We start from the raw sequence: 17,713 nt of genomic DNA on the forward strand, positions 1-17,713 counted from the left end.
ATCGGGGTTGTTGCAAAAAAATCAGCCAAGACTCAGAATTCAGTTCTGTCTTTTCTGATCGAGTGACTCAATGACCAATCCCGCATTCAAATGGAAACACTTTGCCCCTGAAATCATTCTTTGGTGCCTTCGTTGGTATGGTTCGACCCCAATGAGCTACGCCAATCTCAGCGACATGCTGGCAGAACGAGGGGTTTCGGTTAATCGCTCGACCATTTATCGTTGGTTCATTGAGTATGCCCCAGCATTACGCAAGAAGTTACGCCGCCATCAGTTCATCCGAACAGACTCTTCGTGGCAGCTCGATGAAACCTACGTCAAGGTGAAAGGGAAATGGCACTATCTGTATCGAGCTATCAACAAGCAAGGCGAAACACTGGACTTCTATTTCTCCCAAAAACGTAATAAAAACGCGGCTTATCAGCTCTTGAAACGGTGCCTAAGATATTATGATGTAGACACTCAGCCTAATACCTTGAACACGGACAAGCATTCCTCGTATGCTCATGCTATCTCGCGCCTGAAGAAGGAGGGACGGCTCCGAGCGGATGTCGAGCAACGGCAAGTGAAGTCTCTCAATAATGGGATCGAATCCGATCACGCCCCCATCAAGAAGCTCATTGTCAGCACAGGCGGTTTTAAAATACGAAAGCGAGCTTGGTCAACCATCGAGGGGTTCGAATCACTGCGAATGTTGAACAAAGGCCAGTTTGATTTCTGGTTACGTCATGATGAGCGTAAAACGCTTGTTCGGGAGAGATCCGCCTTCATGAATCGTCTCTTCAATGTTGAGGTGATTTATCAGTAATAGTTACGCCCATGACTGGGTAGATCTGCACTCTCTGATTAATTGCAACATACCCTAACTGACCAAAAATCCCATTGTTCAGATAACCTAAGCATTTGAAAATCTATAGGGGACCACATATAAACATGGAGTACGGATCTAGCTTATAATCATGACATACATACGTTGCCATCAATCTGAGAGACTGATAATTCGCACAAACGATTCTGGGTATCTTCCCCTAGAACCGCAATCAATTATCATAGCAAGCTCATTCATCCTGACGACTGACGAACACACGTCCCACAAATCCCACGACCCCCAACTCCATCAGTGTTGGATGCAAAACATCACCCTAGATACCTAAGGTCAGTACAATCCGGCTCACACGACCACCTCAGTAACCCATTCTTCAGATATCTGAAGACATCATTCCTCACTGACAATACAACGAAGTCGTTACTGATATAGCCAGCTCACCCCTAAAGCTCCCAGACTCCACCATCTGAGCCCGCAAATAAGCGCATCCGTTTATCAACTCCCCTACATACAGAGCACAGCCATATGGAACTCCAACAGACAACCTAGACATGACCGCTCTTTATTTCCATAATTATACCCTATTGAAACAACTGAGAACCAGCTTAAAATCACAGGAGAACCTGTTGTCTTTTTTTTTAAAAAGTTTTAATAACAAAGTGGTATCGAATGAGCCTTATTTTCTTCCGGACCTCAAAAAAAAAAAGGATGGGTTGGGCCACAAGTAAAAACACAAACCTTAAAATAAAAATTAATTTTGGGCCAACACCCCCAGATCCCCGGGAACAAAAAAACACCAAATCCCTCTCTTAGGGTTATATCCTTTTTTGTTTTAAAAGCCACAAAAGGGAGAGGGGCGGGCCGGCGGGGATGTTTTAGTTTATCTCCCCAAGAGCCAATTAAATGTTTCTTCTTATAGTGCGGGGGTCCCCACACAAACACCCTCCCCCTTCCCCCAGAACCAAAAATATTTATTTTTATTGTTGGGAAATATTGTGTTTTAAAAAAAAAAAAAACACACACCCAATGGGTGTGTGGCACCTCCCCCCAACAGCAAATCCCCGCGCGCCGCTAATTTTTTTTTTCCTACTATTATTCTGGATTTGTCGAGAAAAAAAAAAGAGAATCAGGAGGAGAGAGGGGGGGGGGATGTTGGTTCTTATTCCTTATTATTTTATTGCTCAATCAACATTAACTACCACACCATCAACATTATCAAATACATACACCTCAGTGATCGTAAACCGCATGGTCACACAAACACAGACAGTTTACTATTATTAAAACATCAAACCTTATCGTCGAATAGTATCAAGAAAAAAATAACCAAGTAACAATTTGTATGCATTCTAAGTCTAACATCATGACAAATCTAATAAGATATAACACATCTCCTACAACACACCATGCATAGCCAACAAACACACACAAAACGTCACACCTACTAAAACTCCCACAGCTGACCTAACGCCCTCCCCTCAATACTTCATCGCGCAACGAAAACATTAACCTGGGGGCTCTAGAACAATAAATAATAAGTCTCGACGATTGTATCTCTATGCACAGGTGGAAGAATTCATCACCTATACATACCTCCCTGAACCCTCCCCCCCTCCTCTCTTATACAGCCGGTCACCTTATAACAGTGCCCGCAAACTATAAATAAAGTATAAGACAACACACACCAGACATTCTCAACAGACTAATGAAACCAACATACTCATCGTTCACTTTTTCCCTTCAATCATGCGTTTAATCGAGTTTTCAATACAATTATAGTTACTGAATAACCCAGGGTTCGTCTTTTCTCCTGGTGTATTTGGATTCCACTCCATTGACCCACGGCTTATTTCCGAATGGTATAAAAGAAATTCCAATCTGTCCCACCAAGACCGGGCGAGTGAGTGATGTTAGCTGGGGTCCGAACCATCCCCATGATCACACTAAATCATTTATTCGGCTGCATAATGGTTTTTATGTAACGCGGGCAAGGGTCGGTGAATCTTTTCTCCCCCCACGATAGGGGAGAAATCGGAGTCCAGGGTTTCTCCTTGCAACAAAACCGCTCGAAACAGATAGCGCCGTGTCCCTTTGACCTTGAAGTAGGTTTTACTAAGCATCCTTGAAGAGTCAGATCGGAAGAATTGACGGTGCCGTAGCTTCACCCGTAACCCAGGGTCATATTCAATGATCCATCAATAACTGGTCGACAGATTAACCGAAACCCTTCGTTCTGCCAGCATGTCGCTGAGGTTGCGGTAGCTCATTGGGGTCGAACCATACCAACGAAGGCACCAAAGATATGATTTCAGGGGCAAAGTGTTTCCATTTGAATGCGGGATTGGTCATTGAGTCACTAGCTCAGAAAAGACAGAACTGAATTCTGAGTCTTGGCTGATTTTTTTGCAACAACCCCCAATTTAATGACCTCCAGCCGTGTTCGTTTGATGAACATCGTCCAAATTCGATTTTGTTCGTATTTTAGATGATTGCTCTAAGGTTCTTAATGCCTTAGCTACTTGGTCTGTATTTCTAGCTGAGAAAACAAACTCTGAAGCTTTTCCGTTACTGTCCTTGTATTTAACTGCGTATTGCTTCGGCATTGTCTTGTTTAGAGTAGTTCGAGTGAAGGCTCTCACTAGCGTAACAATAAACGGGTACGCAATGATGAGTCCTATCACTATCACTGTACCTGTATCCATAAAAAGCCCTTACTGGTCAACATGCCAGTGTTTATTTACTTTATGTATGGTATATGTGTTAGTTTTTCTTACACCTTTTCGTGTAACGTCCTTTTCGAGTAAGACTTCCATCTTGTCTTTTGTTCGGAATGTAACTGCACCTTGATCAATGCGATTTTGAAACGCTTCATCAACCATTGTAGCTGTTACTGCACGTTTGTGACCATGCACGTATACTCGCCATTTGCCTTCGGGAGTCAACGATACTTGCTCCACAGAAACAAGGTGATCTAATGTCCAATTATCTAACTGCTCTTCAGTTGCACCTTCAAAAAGAGTTTCAGCCCTAGTTTTAGGGAACGCAATGGTCGTTTGGTTGTTTTGAGACACGAAAACCCTATCTAGATCTAGGCGCTCAAACGGTTCAACAAATATCCTCTGAAGCTGGGCGGTGATTGTACTATCAGAAGAAAGCTTTACAACCTCATTCGTTGTTTTTTTAACCTCTCCTGAATCTAAGTCTTTTACTTCGACTTCACCGTTTTCACCCTTTATGACGTCTAGGTTTTTTCGTCCTTTTCTCCAGTCAATGTAGCCTAGAATACCGCCATGACCGATAGCAGTGATACCAATAAGCCCCATTAAATGAGCAGCAGTTATTTTGACACCACCCAAGATAGCCAGTTCAATAGCAAAACAACCTTCTTTGAAAGCTTGGACATCGACGACAATATCTTCATCTTTATCTGTTTTTTACTTACTCGCTGAACAAGGATATCTAGCGCACTAAGTACATCCCTTGTAACAGAAATATCCATTGAATGATTTTCAGTAGCATTACCTTCATAGTGCAGTTCAAAGTGATCTGGTTGCATCAAAAAAACAGTTCCTTGTATCCACAATTTATATGCATCTATATTAGATGTGGCCAGATAATAAAGATAGTAGATAAGTCAAAAAGTTAGCGAAGGAATACTGAAAAGTGTATAGGAAATCTGAGAGTTTACAGGCTGATGATTTCGAATCGCTTTATTGAACATAACTACACTTAATCCGTACCAAAAATCAAACCTCCAGCACGAGCAGTTTACTGCTCGTGCTAGCTCTTCAATCATGTGAGCGAATCGGATGAAGTTGGTAATGATAATTTCTTAATTCTTCACTGACTTGATACTGCTCGAATTTAAAGTAACGTTGATCTGTTAAGCAGTGAGTAAACTTGCCTAATTCATTGGTATGTATGAACAACGAGATTGGTGCAACTTAGCGATTATCATCATCGAAGCAATAATCAATGTGTGCTCTATCGAGATAAACAACGTCTCTATCCTGAGTCGGCGTCTCTTCAACAAGTTTTGTCTTTTCTGGTTACGTCATGATGATCGTAAAACGCTTGTTCGGGAGAGATCCGCCTTCATGAATCGTCTCTTCAATGTTGAGGTGATTTACCAGTCATGGTTACGCCCATGACTGAGTAGATCTGCATTCTCTGATTAATTGCAACAGCCCCATGACTTAATTCCTTGAGTTTTTAATTAACCGAAAACACTTAACCCTTTGTCGGATATACGCCAATAGATTTTGGCCGTGTTTCTTTGGTAGCTATCACCAATAACGACTTGGCCATCTTTATCTAACACTCGTCGCTCAATAAAACCCGCATCGAGTAGGAAATAGAGCACCTTATGAGAGTTACTAAGACTCGGCACATCGAGTAGTTGCTCTTTCAGTGAATTAGCCTCATAGAAAAAGGTTTCATCATCTGATTTCAATCGTTCGACCTTGCCATTATCCAAGTTGTGATAACAAAGATTCATGATCGTTAAAAGCTGAAAGCACAACGATTGTCTAGGCAATTGAGAAAGCTCATGTAAGTACTTAATTCTTTGTTCATATGAAAAACTCATGACGGATTCTCTTGTTTTTGTTTTTTGATGTCATTCACTGCATTAACGCAAACCTTAAGCCACTGCTAACCTAATTCACCTTCTAGGTTAGCAGGGAGGCTTTGACTCAGAGCCTCATAACTTGGTGTATCACCACCAAACTCACGAACGTAAAAGGCCAACATCACAAACCATTCACTGTTTTTCGTAGGAGTCCAGTTTCTAGCCATAAGGCAAATAGTATGCAGATTTAGCTATCCATTGGGGTAGGTGCTTATATTTTAGAGGTTGGTAAACACGATTGCACAACCAATCCGCACTCATTGATTCTTTGTCAGAGAGTGATTTGGATTTAGCCATTTCAAACAGCATACAGGCGCTAAGTTCGCGGTCTTCACGTTACTCTCAACGGTATTAAAAAATGCCACAACTAATGTACGGTATTCATCTTTAAGAGTTTCATTGTAGTTATTCGTATTCATCTGAGTTCTCTTTTTGTGCTTGCTTGGCAAGTTCTAACCACTCGCCTAATAACGCTTTCCAACTTTCATTGATTGGGTAGTCATTCAAGAGAAGAAAGCGAGCTGCAATAGCTTTTTCAATATCAGTATTTGGCAACCAATTAAGTTCAATCAACAAGTCAAAGGTGGCTCTACAAGCCCATTGAGGAGCACGACTTTCAATAACCCAAGCTTTCATTACTTCACCCGGGGGAGGCGGCCTATGACTAACATAGGCCCGTTCAACCGCTCTCGTCGTTATTTGTTCAATGGCTTGAGTAGCGCTGCCTTCAAAGTTTAATGAGTACAACTTAATTAGTTTGGCTCGATGTGTATTCACGACTCGAGCCAACTTCTTTTTATTAGTAGACATGCTCTATCGAGTGATACCCAATCACTGAGATATCTCTGGCTGGTACGGTCAATTTCCCAGGACTAGCATCAAGTACAATAACGATTTGTCCACTTTCAGCTTGGCCATTGAGATCAATGAAGCCTTGCTCCCCCTCAAACGATATTCTTATTCCATTATTTTGCGGAGTAGGCGTAGCACCTGATACTGTCGTTTGAGTGACTTCATTTAAAGGCGTCTCATTCGTTACTTCTTGATGTTCAGGGGAGGATTGTTCTTCATCAGCTTGTTTTGATTTAGCCTTTTTCTTAGAAGCCTTTAGGCTTTTTACAAGCTCTTTAGCTTCTTTACGTGAAACAGGGGATTCAAGAAGTTTCTTTGTTTCTAACTCGCTGAGTTCTCCTGCAATACGTAGAGAGTTGACCGTATCAACATCACGGATAATACCATTGTGATAAGCAAGCTCAATATAAGGAGGACATTGAGCCGCCTTTCGAAAAGCGCTAATACGAGACTCAGATAAGCTCACAACATTGGCTAGATCTTTGTTCTCAACAATCCCTTGTTCTTCCATTAGCAGCTCTAAAGCGCGGCCTGTTTCAAAAGGGGTAAGGTCGCTTCTATGAAGGTTTTCTGATAGTTGTGCTAATACTGTTCCCGCGTCACGCACCAAACATTCTACGTGAGTGATTTTGTCACTCAGGTTGGCCGCCCTCCAACGACACTCACCCACTTGTATTTTGTAGCCACGAATATCTTTACGAGTCACAACAATGGGTTGAAGCTGGCCAATATCGTCCATGTTTTTAGACAGATCGGCAATGTACTCTTTATCAAAGAATTTGCGTACCTGTTCGGATGAATAAATCTCCTCTTTAGGAATCAGAACAACGCTCTCACCAGGTTTTACCTCGTTGATTTCTTCATCGAGCAACGATTTGGACTTGTTTTTCATTAAGGCTTTAAAGTCTTTTTTATTACTCATGACAACACCTCCGCTTTCAACTCAAACTCTTGCATCAAAGCATCGATATTGATGTATTCAGCTTTTTTCGCGTCATATTCAATAATGCTTTGCTTGAACGCTGAGGCTTCTGAAACCCTAGTTGTATGGATCACCTGAGTCTTGAATACCAGATCGCCATAATCCTCAGATAACTTAGTAGCGAAGTAATCTTGCAATTGAGTTGGGACTTTTTTCACCATGTTTAGATACATACCTAATACAGATACATCCAAACCATAAGTGCTTTTGATACGCGCTACAGATTTAAGGATCTTCGATACACCTTGAAAACTGTCTTCTTCTGCTGTGGTAGGAATCAATAAACCATCACACCCGATAAGGGCCGAGTATTGCAGGTTTCCAACAGAAGGGGCGGTGTCGATAAATACGTAGTCGTATTGTGCAGCCAGTTTATTGATGTTTTGGGCAAAGAAACCAATTTCATCATTTGTACAGTTGTTAAGACTGCTGATGTTGAAAGTAGCACCAAAGATATGAAGATTAGAATTGAGTTCGACAGGCTCACCATAGAACTCTTCATCAAAGAATGAAATGACATTCGCCTCACCGACTTTTCGAGTGATAGAGGCGGGTTTCGCTTTACTCTCATCATTTTGGTCAAAATACTTATCCGTCAAATTACATTGCGGGTCCATATCTACAACCAACACTTTTTTATTGCGCACATGAGAAAAGTAGTAAGCTAAATTCACAACAGTAGTCGTTTTACCGACTCCACCTTTTTCATTACCGATTGCGATGATTTTACCCATTGTATTACTCCTTTGAGACTGGCGTTAACGCCTGATTACAAGGGTCATACTACGGGGAAAACATAAAAGGTCAATAAGAAAAAACAAGATTTTGCATGCAAAAATGAACTTGAGCCCCCTATGATAATTTCATAAATGTCCTTTCTAACACAGTAAACATTGAAGTAGCCTAACTGCAGAATAAAATAAATACGGGTCTTGGTGTTACTGAACTGCGCCAGAGCCGTCCGTTCAAACTGCGTCAGTGTGAAATAAAGACGTCGTTCATGGGCATTGAACTCCGGCCGCACATAAAGCTCTTCAAGACGGAAGCGGGAGCCACCATTGGGCAACTGGCCCGGGAATTCAGGCTGGGAGAAGCCTCAATCTACCGGGCACTTAGCACGGTCAGGCAATCGAGTATTGAGCCGGAATTGAAGACGACCAAAGTGATTCTCTGGTTACAGGTGGAAAACAACAGCAAATTGGCTATTTTTGCCCATCCCCCGATATAGTTCATTCTGAATGTAAAGCAAACGGTCGTTTAAATTACAATGAATTTTTGAAGGTTTAGCTTTAGGTATTCTGTCAATTAACCCGTTAATTAATCAATGTGTAGTAAACGTTAAGCTAGTCTGGTCGATATCGGAGGTTGGGCAAAAATGACCATTGGTGCTCAAACCCCTTAACTGGAGAGTACCGTTGGCCAAGCCCTTAGCGTGGGATAATTTACAAATTCCCTGTCTACCCTTCAAACCCCATCTAGCGATTAACACATTACACTGTAACATTGAGAGTAATGTAGCATTCAGCAGCAAAACCTTTCATTTGTTTAAGATCTGAACAGATCAAACTTGATCTTGTGCTCTGTCCCTTTTTATTTCATGAGTCGCTGTGCGACGAATACCAGAAAGCGCGAGCGAAGCGAGTAAGAGAGGTGATGAAGCGTCCGCCATTTCTTTTTTATCGCATGATTCTCCCCCACAAAAAAAGACCTCGGCCCTGCTAAGCCTGATGAGCGGTTTAGGTTGACGGGAATAAGGAGCTTAAGGATTGGTTTCACAAGAGTGGGCGTATGAGTGAGAAAGGTTCCTGTCGTATGACAAAAGAAAGATCCAGCGCAGCCAGCTAAGAATAATAAGGTGGCTTTAACGATGTCTTCATGCTGGCTGAGACAACTTTGGAGCGAAGCGACGGTTTAGGATCGATCAAGTAAGCTGTGGGGGATGAGACTGACGCGCTAACGCTTGTCGGGTTTGCACTGTCTCTACATGCAAGCATATAGCAGCCAGTACAAACCTTGAGTAGAGAAATCGAATTAAATGAGGTTACATTATCAGTATATACGTAGTGTAAGTACGGAGTACTCCTAACCGCAGTCCAATATACAGAGCCTTTTTAAGGGTAACGTCTACCCTCCATTTCTTGCACCCTCTTTGTAAAAAGAGCCTATGATTACACACGTTTGTCTAAATACAGTTCAATTGTTCCGCTAAAACCTAAGACATAACGCCGTAAAAGTCCTCGTTAGCTCACTTTTTTACCCCAGATTAAACGCCAGACGTGACAAATCCTCCGCCGTGAAGCGGATACCGGTTCTAATTTAATGCGGGGAAAGGTGAGCTTGGCTACGCTGAGAGGGTAAGAACCAGCCCGAAACTAAAGACGCCGTCTTATTTAACTTGTCGGCATTAAAGATCTCTTGAACGCCCGCAGCGATGGTACGAAACGCAAGCCATTCAAACCTCAAGCCCTTCTTTTCCATCCGTTGCCGACTGGCCATGATGAGATCAGAAATGTTGCGGTAACTGACGACTTTTAAATCTCTGAAAAACGTCGCGGTAAACTGCTTATACGCGGCCGCGCTGCGAACCGTGCCCTCATCACTGTCCACACACACATTAATGCGCTCAGAGGTGAGATAAGACGCTCGTTGCAAGTATTTCACGACTTTAGCAAACGCCTTAGGAGAAATAAACTCCCCCCAACGCAACGCATAATCTTCTTGCAATTGATCATAACTGATGGTTTTTAAGCCCGCTTCGGTCGGTAAACCGATGCGGCCACCAATCAAATCCGTGTTTGGCATCATGCACGCCAACACCTTCGCTATCAAAGTGCGGCACTGGACATTATGAATGGCCGCGCCCCCCCATGCAAACAAACTGGCAAACCGTTGTGGGTTGGTAATGAAATCCTGGCACGACTTTAAGATCACCGCATACTCAGGCGGCAATTTGACAATCTCACCACTGCGAAGCAAACGATAACATCGAAATCCAATGGTAAAATCCGGAGACTCTTCTTGTTTTTGTGTCACCACCGAGTGGCACAGCGCAATCAGCTCATGCTTACGCGCTTTGCGTTTGGCGCGATACGCTTTGTCGTATTCCGGTTTGGTGAGGCTTGAGGCGTTGTTATCGGCAAACATGAGACTCGCCCTCAAGTTCATCACCGAAACGGGCATCACACGGAATGCCATCGTCATTATCGGTCATTACTTGGGTGCTGAGTCTCAAGGGAGCTTGCGCAGGGCAAGACAAAATAAAGCGATTCATAGTTTGATTCCAGAAGATTTTTAGGGTTGCTTGGTTCTCACACCAAACAATGAGCCTTTAATTTACACAAGATCCGATGAAAGATCAAATGCTTAAATTTCAGGCACAAAAAAGCCGTTCACTTCTGGGAGAACGGCTTTTTGCGAATGCTATGTGGTTAGATTGAGAGTCCAACACATTCTGCTTTAACTAAGAACACTATACAGAATCTTCTATATAGCGAGTGCTCTATATAATGCACTATGTTGCTAAAGTTGACTTCATTATAAGAAATCCCGCCTCAGTTATCAAGAACTCAATGTGTGATAAGTCACATTTTCACTTTTGCATTTAACACTATGTGCATTATACGCATTGAAATCAATCACTTAAGTGCCAAGTCGTCCAATCTGTGATTTGTCATCACATATTGTACGACTTGGCAAAAAAAGAACAGTTTTTTTACATTCTATTTTTTCGCAGATACGCCCTTGATTATCAAAAGCATAGAAATTAATCATTTTTAATCAACCACTTACATCGGTAAAGTGTTTCCATTTGAATGCGGGATTGGTCATTGAGTCACTAGCTCAGAAAAGACAGAACTGAATTCTGAGTCTTGGCTGATTTTTTTGCAACAACCCCCTCAAAAGTGCTGACAGACTTCATGATCGACTTAGCCGCGGCAATGGCGAGAGATGATTATGAGACACGTCGAAAACGTCAAGCTCAAGGGATAGAAAAAGCCAAGAAACTAGGGAAATATCGGGGTAGGAAACCAGACTATCAGCTCAGAGAAAATATCTCTTTACTACTAAGTGAAGGAAAAAGTTGGTCGCAGGTTCAGGAGCTACTTGGGTGTAGCCGTTCAACGGTCGCTAAAGTAAAGAAACTAAGCGAACCTAGTCAACCAACCAAAAATTCGAGTCACTATGAATGTTGAGGTGGTTTACCAGTAATCGTTAAGCCCATGACTGGGTAGATCTGCATTCTCTGATTAGTTGCAACAAGCCCAACCAAACCATGTATTGTTGTGGCAGGGTTAACAGTGTTATGTGTTAATTATTTTTTTGTTACTAATCGCATGTATGACCGGGATTATTTGCTACTTTTAAAAGACAACAACAAAAGTAAAAGATATAAAGGTTTTTCTTGTTAACGGAGTAAATAGAATGAGTTTAGACAATATATCAATCTCCAAGAAGCTTTCAATTTCCCCCGCGGTATTAATCACAATTTTGATTGCAATGGCTGTCATCAGTTCAAATTTGTTGAGTAACCTATCCGACGGTATGAAAAAAATATCGTTTGATTTAGCACCAGATACAGAATTGGCCGCAGAACTAACTGATGCGGTGTATGGAATGAGGCTGACAGTAAAAAATTACATTAAAACAGGTGACGAAAAGTTCGTTGATAAGTTCAATGAACAAGCGGCTTTGTGGTCTAAAGACCTAGAGAAAGCCTATAGAGAAATCCAAAATCCTGAACGTGTGGCTCTATTAAAGTCGATAGACAACATGAAAAAGGAGTATTTTGGCACCTTTACGGGAACCGTTATCTCAAATATGCGGAGCCGTAACGAGTTGGTTCAGGGAAGCTTGAATATAAATGGGCCGGAAATAGAACGTAAACTCACTCAGGTGATGGATTCAGCCAAGAGAGACGGTGATGTTGTGGCCGCTTATCATGCAGGCTCGGCGGTTCGCGCTTTATTACTATCCCGTCTGTATGTATCTAAATATTTAGTTGAGAACCAGCCTGATCAAGTTGAACGTTTTAATAAAGAATTTGCGGCTTCTGAAGAAGAAATGGAAACGTTATTAAGTACCTTGGAAAATCCGGGCCGACGTCGATTAACAGAAGAAGCAAAAACACTGCTGAATCAATATGAATTGGCGTCTAATAACGTCGCGGCCATGATTTACGATCGTAACGAAGGCATTCAAACTCTCGATACGCTTGGCCCTCAAATTGCTGGCAAAATCGCTGTTCTAAGGGCTTCTATCAGCGCATCGATGAAACTTGCCGCCACGACTTCTCAAAAGCATACAGAAGAATCAACATCTATGTTGTTCACCATTGCCGCTGGTGCCATCTTATTAGGGATTGTGGTGTCGTTCATGGTGACAAAAGCGATTGTGACGAAACTTGCGGGAACGAATAACGTCTTGGCAGGCATCGCGCAAGGTGAAGGCGATTTGACCATCCGAATACCGGAACATGGGCGCGATGAGTTAGCGCAATTGGCTAAAAACTACAATACTTTCGCAGATAAATTGCAGAACACAGTGAGCAAACTCAATACGGCGTCCGGTAGTATGTTAACGTCGGCGCGCGAACTTACAGACAAAGCCAATAGCACCCAAGTAGAAGTCCGAGAGCAACAGTCTCAGGCACAACTGGCCGCGTCAGCCATGACACAAATGTCGGCCAGTGCGCAAGAAGTGAGTAATAGTGCCGTTCAAGCTTCTGAATTATCCCAGTCGACCGCTAATGCCGCAAGTGAAGGAACAAAGGTTATGGTAGAAGCTGCGACCTCAATGCAAAACTTGTCTGAGCAGATATCAGATGCAAGTGACACGGTAGAGCAACTGCGCGCGGACAGTGAGCAGATTGGCTCGGTGTTGGACGTCATCAGGAGTATTGCTGAACAGACTAACTTGTTGGCCTTGAATGCGGCGATAGAAGCAGCGCGTGCAGGGGAGCAGGGCCGTGGGTTCGCAGTGGTTGCCGATGAGGTGCGTTCGCTTGCCTCTCGTACTCAAGAATCAACGCAAGAGATCCAAAATATCATCGTTAGCTTGCAACAACGTTCTGAAACGGCCAGCCAAGCAATGACCAAAAGCCGCGCAAGTGCAGAAGAAACAGCCGCACAGGTACAATCAGCAGAAGAGTCGTTAACATCCATTGATGGCTTTGTTGCCCAAATTAATGACTCGATAGGTCATATATCAAGTGCCGCAGGGCAGCAAGCAACGGCAGCGGATGAGGTAAGTATCAACGTGAATACTATGTCTGATATTTCCGATAAAACATTGGCTCAGTCGATAGAAACAACAGAGTCGGCAGAACAACTTAACCAAGTGGGTACGGAAGTAAGCGGGTTACTTGGGCAGTTTAAAGCTTAAGCACTGTTAAGCCTGTTTCATTGCTAGTGCAGTAAAAAAGGGCTTGTTGCAACTAATCAGAGAGTGCAGATCTACCCAGTCATGGGCTTAACGATTACTGATGTGGTTTGTTGTTAGTACCATAGCGCCAGCACTCACGGCCTGCACGAAGTGCAGCCAGTAACATAATGTGCATAATGAGTTACAAAGAATCTCCCCTTAATTGATAATGTTTAAGTTAAACGTTATCAATTAAGAAGTTTTCTTTGAAAAGTAGGGAAAACTTTACTATGATCACAGAGGTAAGATGATTGATTTTTACATCATGTCATTACAGAAAATAGGTGTAGTAATTCTAACGTCACCACACCTGTATAGTTTACATAATTTTAAGTAATGCTTTGATTAGACTCGTAACTGCGATTACAAGTTTTGTCAAAACGACTAACAATGGTAGCTATTTTATAAGTATTCCTTATTTTTGGTTGCTGTTTAAGCAAGTATTGAAACCTAGTCGCCAAACTCATTTTCATACTTTGCTCGATTATGACGGTCATTCTTTTAGTAAGAATGACCGTTTTCTTGTTTATAAGTATCCTTCTTAGGGTAGCAGTAGGGCAATTACTTTTTTCCCTAAGTTGACCCCTAGACCCCCTTTAATAGTTATCTGAATATCTGCTATGTATTTGAATCATCAATGAATTTGCATCCGTATTTCGAGGATGCCCGATGCTTGCGAATCCCCTCATAATTAACCATAAAAATAATGAGGTAGACGCGCACCGCCGCCTTTGATCTAATGAATATCGCCAAACACACATTTTGATCAAATGGGCTCATGATGCGCGATATTCAGATTCTACAGCAAACCTTACAAAACCAATGTCCCTCGATTCACAAAAAACGGCTTAATTCTCTGATACTTGCCACAAAGAGCATGCTTGATGGCTCTGATTTAACGCTCACTAAGCTAGGTCGACAACTAGAAACGAATACCACGGTAAAGCATGCAATTAAGCGTGTTGATAGTCTACTTGGAAATCGCCAACTACACCGTGAAAAAGACCTTATTTATAGGGGTTGTTGCAAAAAAATCAGCCAAGACTCAGAATTCAGTTCTGTCTTTTCTGATCGAGTGACTCAATGACCAATCCCGCATTCAAATGGAAACACTTTGCCCCTGAAATCATTCTTTGGTGCCTTCGTTGGTATGGTTCGACCCCAATGAGCTACGCCAACCTCAGCGACATGCTGGCAGAACGAGGGGTTTCGGTTAATCGCTCGACCATTTATCGTTGGTTCATTGAATATGCCCCCGCATTACGCAAGAAGTTACGCCGCCATCAGTTCATCCGTACAGACTCTTCGTGGCAGCTCGATGAAACCTACGTCAAGGTGAAAGGGAAATGGCACTATCTGTATCGAGCTATCAACAAGCAAGGCGAAACACTGGACTTCTATTTCTCCCAAAAACGTAATAAAAATGCGGCTTATCAGTTCTTGAAACGGTGCCTAAGATATTATGATGTAGACACTCAGCCTAAGACCTTGAATACGGACAAGCATTCCTCGTATGCTCATGCTATCTCGCGCCTGAAGAAGGAGGGACGGCTGCGAGCGGATGTCGAGCAACGGCAAGTGAAGTATCTCAATAATGGGATCGAGTCCGATCACGCCCCCATCAAGAAGCTCGTTGTCAGCACAGGCGGTTTTAAAATACGAAAGCGAGCCTGGTCAACCATAGAGGGATTCGAATCACTGCGAATGTTGAACAAAGGCCAGTTTGATTTCTGGTTACGTCATGATGATCGTAAAACGCTTGTTCGGGAGAGATCCGCCTTCATGAATCGTCTCTTCAATGTTGAGGTGGTTTACCAGTAATGGTTACCCCCATGACTGGGTAGATCTGCATTCTTTGATTAGTTGCAACAGCCCCCTTTAGTTTGGGTTATATCTAAATTTGCTTACAAAAATTTATGTAACACGACTTATATATAGTTAGTCACATTGCCCTTACTTATCATTATGTTAAGGTTGCTGTAGTTAAACCTTATGGTTCAAAGGAAATACAGAATGGCTTTAGATGAAGTTAATGTGAAACTTGCTCAAATCGCATTAGATAATAGCGAGGGATTCCCTTTTGAAGATTTCGCCAATGATTTTTTGGCTGCTTTTGAAGAAAAAGATTTTATCCCTGTAGGCGGAACTAATGATGGCGGAGCCGATGGCATTAGAGAACCCGGCTTATATAGTGTGGACAACAATAAAATATTTTATCAAATATCTATCGAAGAAAATCACCGTTCAAAGATAAAGAAAACAATTGATCGCTTAGAAGAGTTTGGGCGAGCACCTAGACGACTGACTTACGTTACATCTCAGACAATTCGAGTATTTGACCAAGAAGAAGAAACTCTGACTGATAAGCACGATGTATTTGTGCGAATCAGAGATGCAAAATGGATTATCTCTCACATTAACCATAGCGAAGCTACTAAAAAAGCTTATTACACTCACTTGGCCCGATTTACCGACTTTTTGAAAGATATTGATAACGGTAAAAGTATTAGGAAAACTGAGCACGTAGAACACCCATCAGTCTATGTTTTTTTACAACAACAAGTAGAAAACAGAGAGCAAGATAAGCACTTAACAAAAACTGTCGCTGATAGTCTCATATTATGGGCATTAAATGATACTGACCCTGACCAAAATTTATTCATGACCCGTGAGCAAATAGTAGAATTTATCAGAACAAACATTCCTTGGGCTAATAACATTGTCGGTGGGTTACTAGATTCACGCCTTAAAGAATTAGTCGACAAAGGCAGTGTTGGTGGTAAAAAAATCAACGTTCATAAAGAACCCATTCAGGCAACACTTGGACGCAAGAAAACTAAAAAATACATAAATAAGTATTGCCTTCCTTTTGAAACTCGAAGCAAAATTGCAGAAGAAAAGGCAATAGAAGAAAGTCTTCACCTAGATGTCGAAAATGAAATAGTAGCAATGGGGCTTCTTTTTGATTTGACTCCCTCTCACAGAAAATTGGTTGCTTCTCTTACTATTCGCGTGGCGCAGCTATTTTTTGAACGAGAGGGACTTAACTGCTCAAGTTTCCTTAATGGTAGTCAATTAGAAAAAGAATTTGACTCTCTAATTGAGAACTCAGTCTTTGACCGAGTAAAAGATGCAATAGAGGAAGCGAATATAGACCATAGAATAAAAGGCATTATAGAGTGCGTATTTCGGCGATTCCGATCGGGCGTTTCGGTTTAATCCGATCACCTGACCCTGCCGTTTTTCTCTACCTCTAGTTTTACTCTAACTGATCGGATTGCGCCAGTTTTCTCATTGATTCCCCTCCTAGTTCTAATCGGTGGCTGTTATGGATTAATCGGTCTAAAACAGCATCAGCAACCGTGGCGTTACCTATCATGTTGTACCATTCTTTTACAGGAAGTTGGCTTATCATCATCGTGCTGCTGACCTGATATCTGTCTTCAAGTAACTCCAGTAAATGACCTGCATGATCCTGAGTGAGCTTTTCCATTCCCCAGTCATCTAGGACGAGTAAGCCTTTTTTCGATAGTGCCAGTAGCTGTTTTTGATATGTGCCGTCAAGACGGCCTGAACTTAGATCATCCAGTAAGCGACTCAAACGGTAATATCGAACGCTATGTTGCTGCTCGCAAGCCTGAGCCGATAAAGCGCAAGCGATATAGGTTTTTCCTGCTCCTGTAGGGCCAGTGATCAAGATATTTTGATGTTTGTGCAGATAGATTCCTGTCAGAAGTTCACTCATCTGACTCCGCATTAGACCTCGCCCTTCTTTGTAAATAATTTGGCTTGCCTGCGCATCTACTCTGAGCTTGGCTTGTCGCTTGAGCCTTTGGATCTTAGTTTGGTTTCGGTTAAGCAACTCACTCTCTAGAAGTAAGCTTAACCTTTCTTCGAACGCTAGCTCTGCGTAAGTGGATAGCTGCTCACGTTGCTGCTCTAAAGCTTGTGCTGCATGACCAAGGCGAAGTGCTTTTAGTTGTTCATTTATCTGGTTCATTAC

The 17,713-nt window shown here is 42.3% G+C and carries 19 protein-coding genes and 3 pseudogenes; 7 read left to right on the forward strand and 15 right to left on the reverse strand.

The features are described 5' to 3' along the window. Nucleotides 1-70 precede the first annotated feature (70 nt). Nucleotides 71-808 carry an IS6 family transposase gene (locus VTAP4600_RS16525; RefSeq protein ID WP_102523760.1) on the forward strand — a complete coding sequence of 246 codons (738 nt, stop codon included), beginning with the start codon at nucleotides 71-73 and terminating at the stop codon, nucleotides 806-808. Nucleotides 809-2,850: 2,042 nt separating this feature from the next. Here the strand turns inward: VTAP4600_RS16525 and VTAP4600_RS16530 are convergent. The 12 genes and pseudogenes from VTAP4600_RS16530 to VTAP4600_RS26715 all read right to left on the reverse strand — a co-directional run. Next, nucleotides 2,851-3,175 (reverse strand): annotated as a pseudogene (locus tag VTAP4600_RS16530) (IS6 family transposase); the annotation flags it as partial. A gap of 71 nt (nucleotides 3,176-3,246) precedes the next feature. Further along, nucleotides 3,247-3,528 carry a hypothetical protein gene (locus VTAP4600_RS16535; RefSeq protein WP_012397060.1) on the reverse strand — a complete coding sequence of 94 codons (282 nt, stop codon included), beginning with the start codon at nucleotides 3,526-3,528 and terminating at the stop codon, nucleotides 3,247-3,249. 9 nt (nucleotides 3,529-3,537) lie between these two features. Next, complete coding sequence (locus VTAP4600_RS16540) at nucleotides 3,538-4,182, reverse strand: LAPAL motif-containing putative phage structural protein (protein WP_102523761.1); 645 nt, start codon at nucleotides 4,180-4,182, stop codon at nucleotides 3,538-3,540. Then, nucleotides 4,164-4,382, reverse strand: coding sequence for a hypothetical protein (locus VTAP4600_RS16545; RefSeq protein WP_012397062.1), 219 nt, complete (start codon nucleotides 4,380-4,382; stop codon nucleotides 4,164-4,166). Before VTAP4600_RS16545 ends, VTAP4600_RS16540 begins: the two co-directional genes overlap by 19 nt. A gap of 232 nt (nucleotides 4,383-4,614) precedes the next feature. Further along, nucleotides 4,615-4,869, reverse strand: a pseudogene (locus tag VTAP4600_RS26315) (DUF2913 family protein); the annotation flags it as partial. Between the two features lie 173 nt (nucleotides 4,870-5,042). Further along, nucleotides 5,043-5,414, reverse strand: a complete 372-nt coding sequence (locus VTAP4600_RS16555) for a hypothetical protein (protein WP_012397063.1) — start codon at nucleotides 5,412-5,414, stop codon at nucleotides 5,043-5,045. 65 nt (nucleotides 5,415-5,479) lie between these two features. Beyond that, nucleotides 5,480-5,623, reverse strand: coding sequence for a hypothetical protein (locus tag VTAP4600_RS26320; RefSeq protein WP_228445029.1), 144 nt, complete (start codon nucleotides 5,621-5,623; stop codon nucleotides 5,480-5,482). Between the two features lie 90 nt (nucleotides 5,624-5,713). Continuing rightward, nucleotides 5,714-5,875, reverse strand: coding sequence for a hypothetical protein (locus VTAP4600_RS26325; RefSeq protein ID WP_231897823.1), 162 nt, complete (start codon nucleotides 5,873-5,875; stop codon nucleotides 5,714-5,716). Then, nucleotides 5,862-6,266 carry a hypothetical protein gene (locus VTAP4600_RS16565; RefSeq protein ID WP_012397064.1) on the reverse strand — a complete coding sequence of 135 codons (405 nt, stop codon included), beginning with the start codon at nucleotides 6,264-6,266 and terminating at the stop codon, nucleotides 5,862-5,864. The genes VTAP4600_RS26325 and VTAP4600_RS16565 overlap by 14 nt, the downstream gene beginning before the upstream one ends. Next, nucleotides 6,256-7,230 (reverse strand): ParB/RepB/Spo0J family partition protein, encoded by a 975-nt coding sequence (locus tag VTAP4600_RS16570; protein ID WP_102523762.1) that lies wholly within the window; start codon nucleotides 7,228-7,230, stop codon nucleotides 6,256-6,258. The genes VTAP4600_RS16565 and VTAP4600_RS16570 overlap by 11 nt, the downstream gene beginning before the upstream one ends. Continuing rightward, nucleotides 7,227-8,024, reverse strand: a complete 798-nt coding sequence (locus tag VTAP4600_RS16575; protein WP_012397066.1) for a ParA family protein — start codon at nucleotides 8,022-8,024, stop codon at nucleotides 7,227-7,229. The genes VTAP4600_RS16570 and VTAP4600_RS16575 overlap by 4 nt, the downstream gene beginning before the upstream one ends. Nucleotides 8,025-8,068: 44 nt before the next feature. After that, complete coding sequence (locus VTAP4600_RS26715) at nucleotides 8,069-8,314, reverse strand: DUF4158 domain-containing protein (RefSeq protein WP_172443138.1); 246 nt, start codon at nucleotides 8,312-8,314, stop codon at nucleotides 8,069-8,071. Between VTAP4600_RS26715 and VTAP4600_RS26330 the strand changes: the two genes are divergently transcribed. Next, on the forward strand, nucleotides 8,291-8,518 hold the full coding sequence (locus tag VTAP4600_RS26330; RefSeq protein WP_012397067.1) for a helix-turn-helix domain-containing protein: 228 nt from the start codon (nucleotides 8,291-8,293) through the stop codon (nucleotides 8,516-8,518). The two genes, VTAP4600_RS26715 and VTAP4600_RS26330, sit on opposite strands and share 24 nt — an antisense overlap. Before the next feature lie 1,088 nt (nucleotides 8,519-9,606). Here the strand turns inward: VTAP4600_RS26330 and VTAP4600_RS16590 are convergent. Beyond that, nucleotides 9,607-10,434, reverse strand: coding sequence for a hypothetical protein (locus tag VTAP4600_RS16590; RefSeq protein WP_102523763.1), 828 nt, complete (start codon nucleotides 10,432-10,434; stop codon nucleotides 9,607-9,609). Further along, a complete protein-coding gene (locus VTAP4600_RS25965; protein WP_172443139.1) occupies nucleotides 10,421-10,561 on the reverse strand; it encodes a hypothetical protein in 141 nt (46 codons plus the stop codon). Before VTAP4600_RS25965 ends, VTAP4600_RS16590 begins: the two co-directional genes overlap by 14 nt. Nucleotides 10,562-11,159: 598 nt before the next feature. Here VTAP4600_RS25965 and VTAP4600_RS16595 point away from each other — a divergent pair. From VTAP4600_RS16595 to VTAP4600_RS16615, 5 genes and pseudogenes are all read left to right on the forward strand, one after another. After that, nucleotides 11,160-11,483 (forward strand): helix-turn-helix domain-containing protein, encoded by a 324-nt coding sequence (locus VTAP4600_RS16595; protein ID WP_231897824.1) that lies wholly within the window; start codon nucleotides 11,160-11,162, stop codon nucleotides 11,481-11,483. 229 nt (nucleotides 11,484-11,712) lie between these two features. Next, the gene (locus VTAP4600_RS16600; RefSeq protein WP_102523764.1) at nucleotides 11,713-13,671 is read left to right on the forward strand and encodes a HAMP domain-containing methyl-accepting chemotaxis protein; all 1,959 of its coding nucleotides are present in this window, start codon (nucleotides 11,713-11,715) and stop codon (nucleotides 13,669-13,671) included. Nucleotides 13,672-14,491: 820 nt separating this feature from the next. Continuing rightward, a pseudogene (locus tag VTAP4600_RS26615) lies at nucleotides 14,492-14,782 on the forward strand (IS4 family transposase); the annotation flags it as partial. 11 nt (nucleotides 14,783-14,793) lie between these two features. Continuing rightward, complete coding sequence (locus tag VTAP4600_RS16610; RefSeq protein ID WP_102523765.1) at nucleotides 14,794-15,531, forward strand: IS6 family transposase; 738 nt, start codon at nucleotides 14,794-14,796, stop codon at nucleotides 15,529-15,531. A 192-nt stretch (nucleotides 15,532-15,723) separates the two neighbouring features. Beyond that, nucleotides 15,724-16,929, forward strand: coding sequence for a hypothetical protein (locus tag VTAP4600_RS16615; RefSeq protein ID WP_102523766.1), 1,206 nt, complete (start codon nucleotides 15,724-15,726; stop codon nucleotides 16,927-16,929). Nucleotides 16,930-16,969: 40 nt separating this feature from the next. Here VTAP4600_RS16615 and istB read toward each other — a convergent pair whose 3' ends face one another. Further along, nucleotides 16,970-17,710 (reverse strand): IS21-like element helper ATPase IstB, encoded by a 741-nt coding sequence (gene istB, locus VTAP4600_RS16620; RefSeq protein WP_012397030.1) that lies wholly within the window; start codon nucleotides 17,708-17,710, stop codon nucleotides 16,970-16,972. Nucleotides 17,711-17,713: the final 3 nt, after the last annotated feature.

The sequence above is a fragment of the Vibrio tapetis subsp. tapetis genome (assembly GCF_900233005.1).
Classification (GTDB): Bacteria; Pseudomonadota; Gammaproteobacteria; order Enterobacterales; family Vibrionaceae; genus Vibrio; species Vibrio tapetis.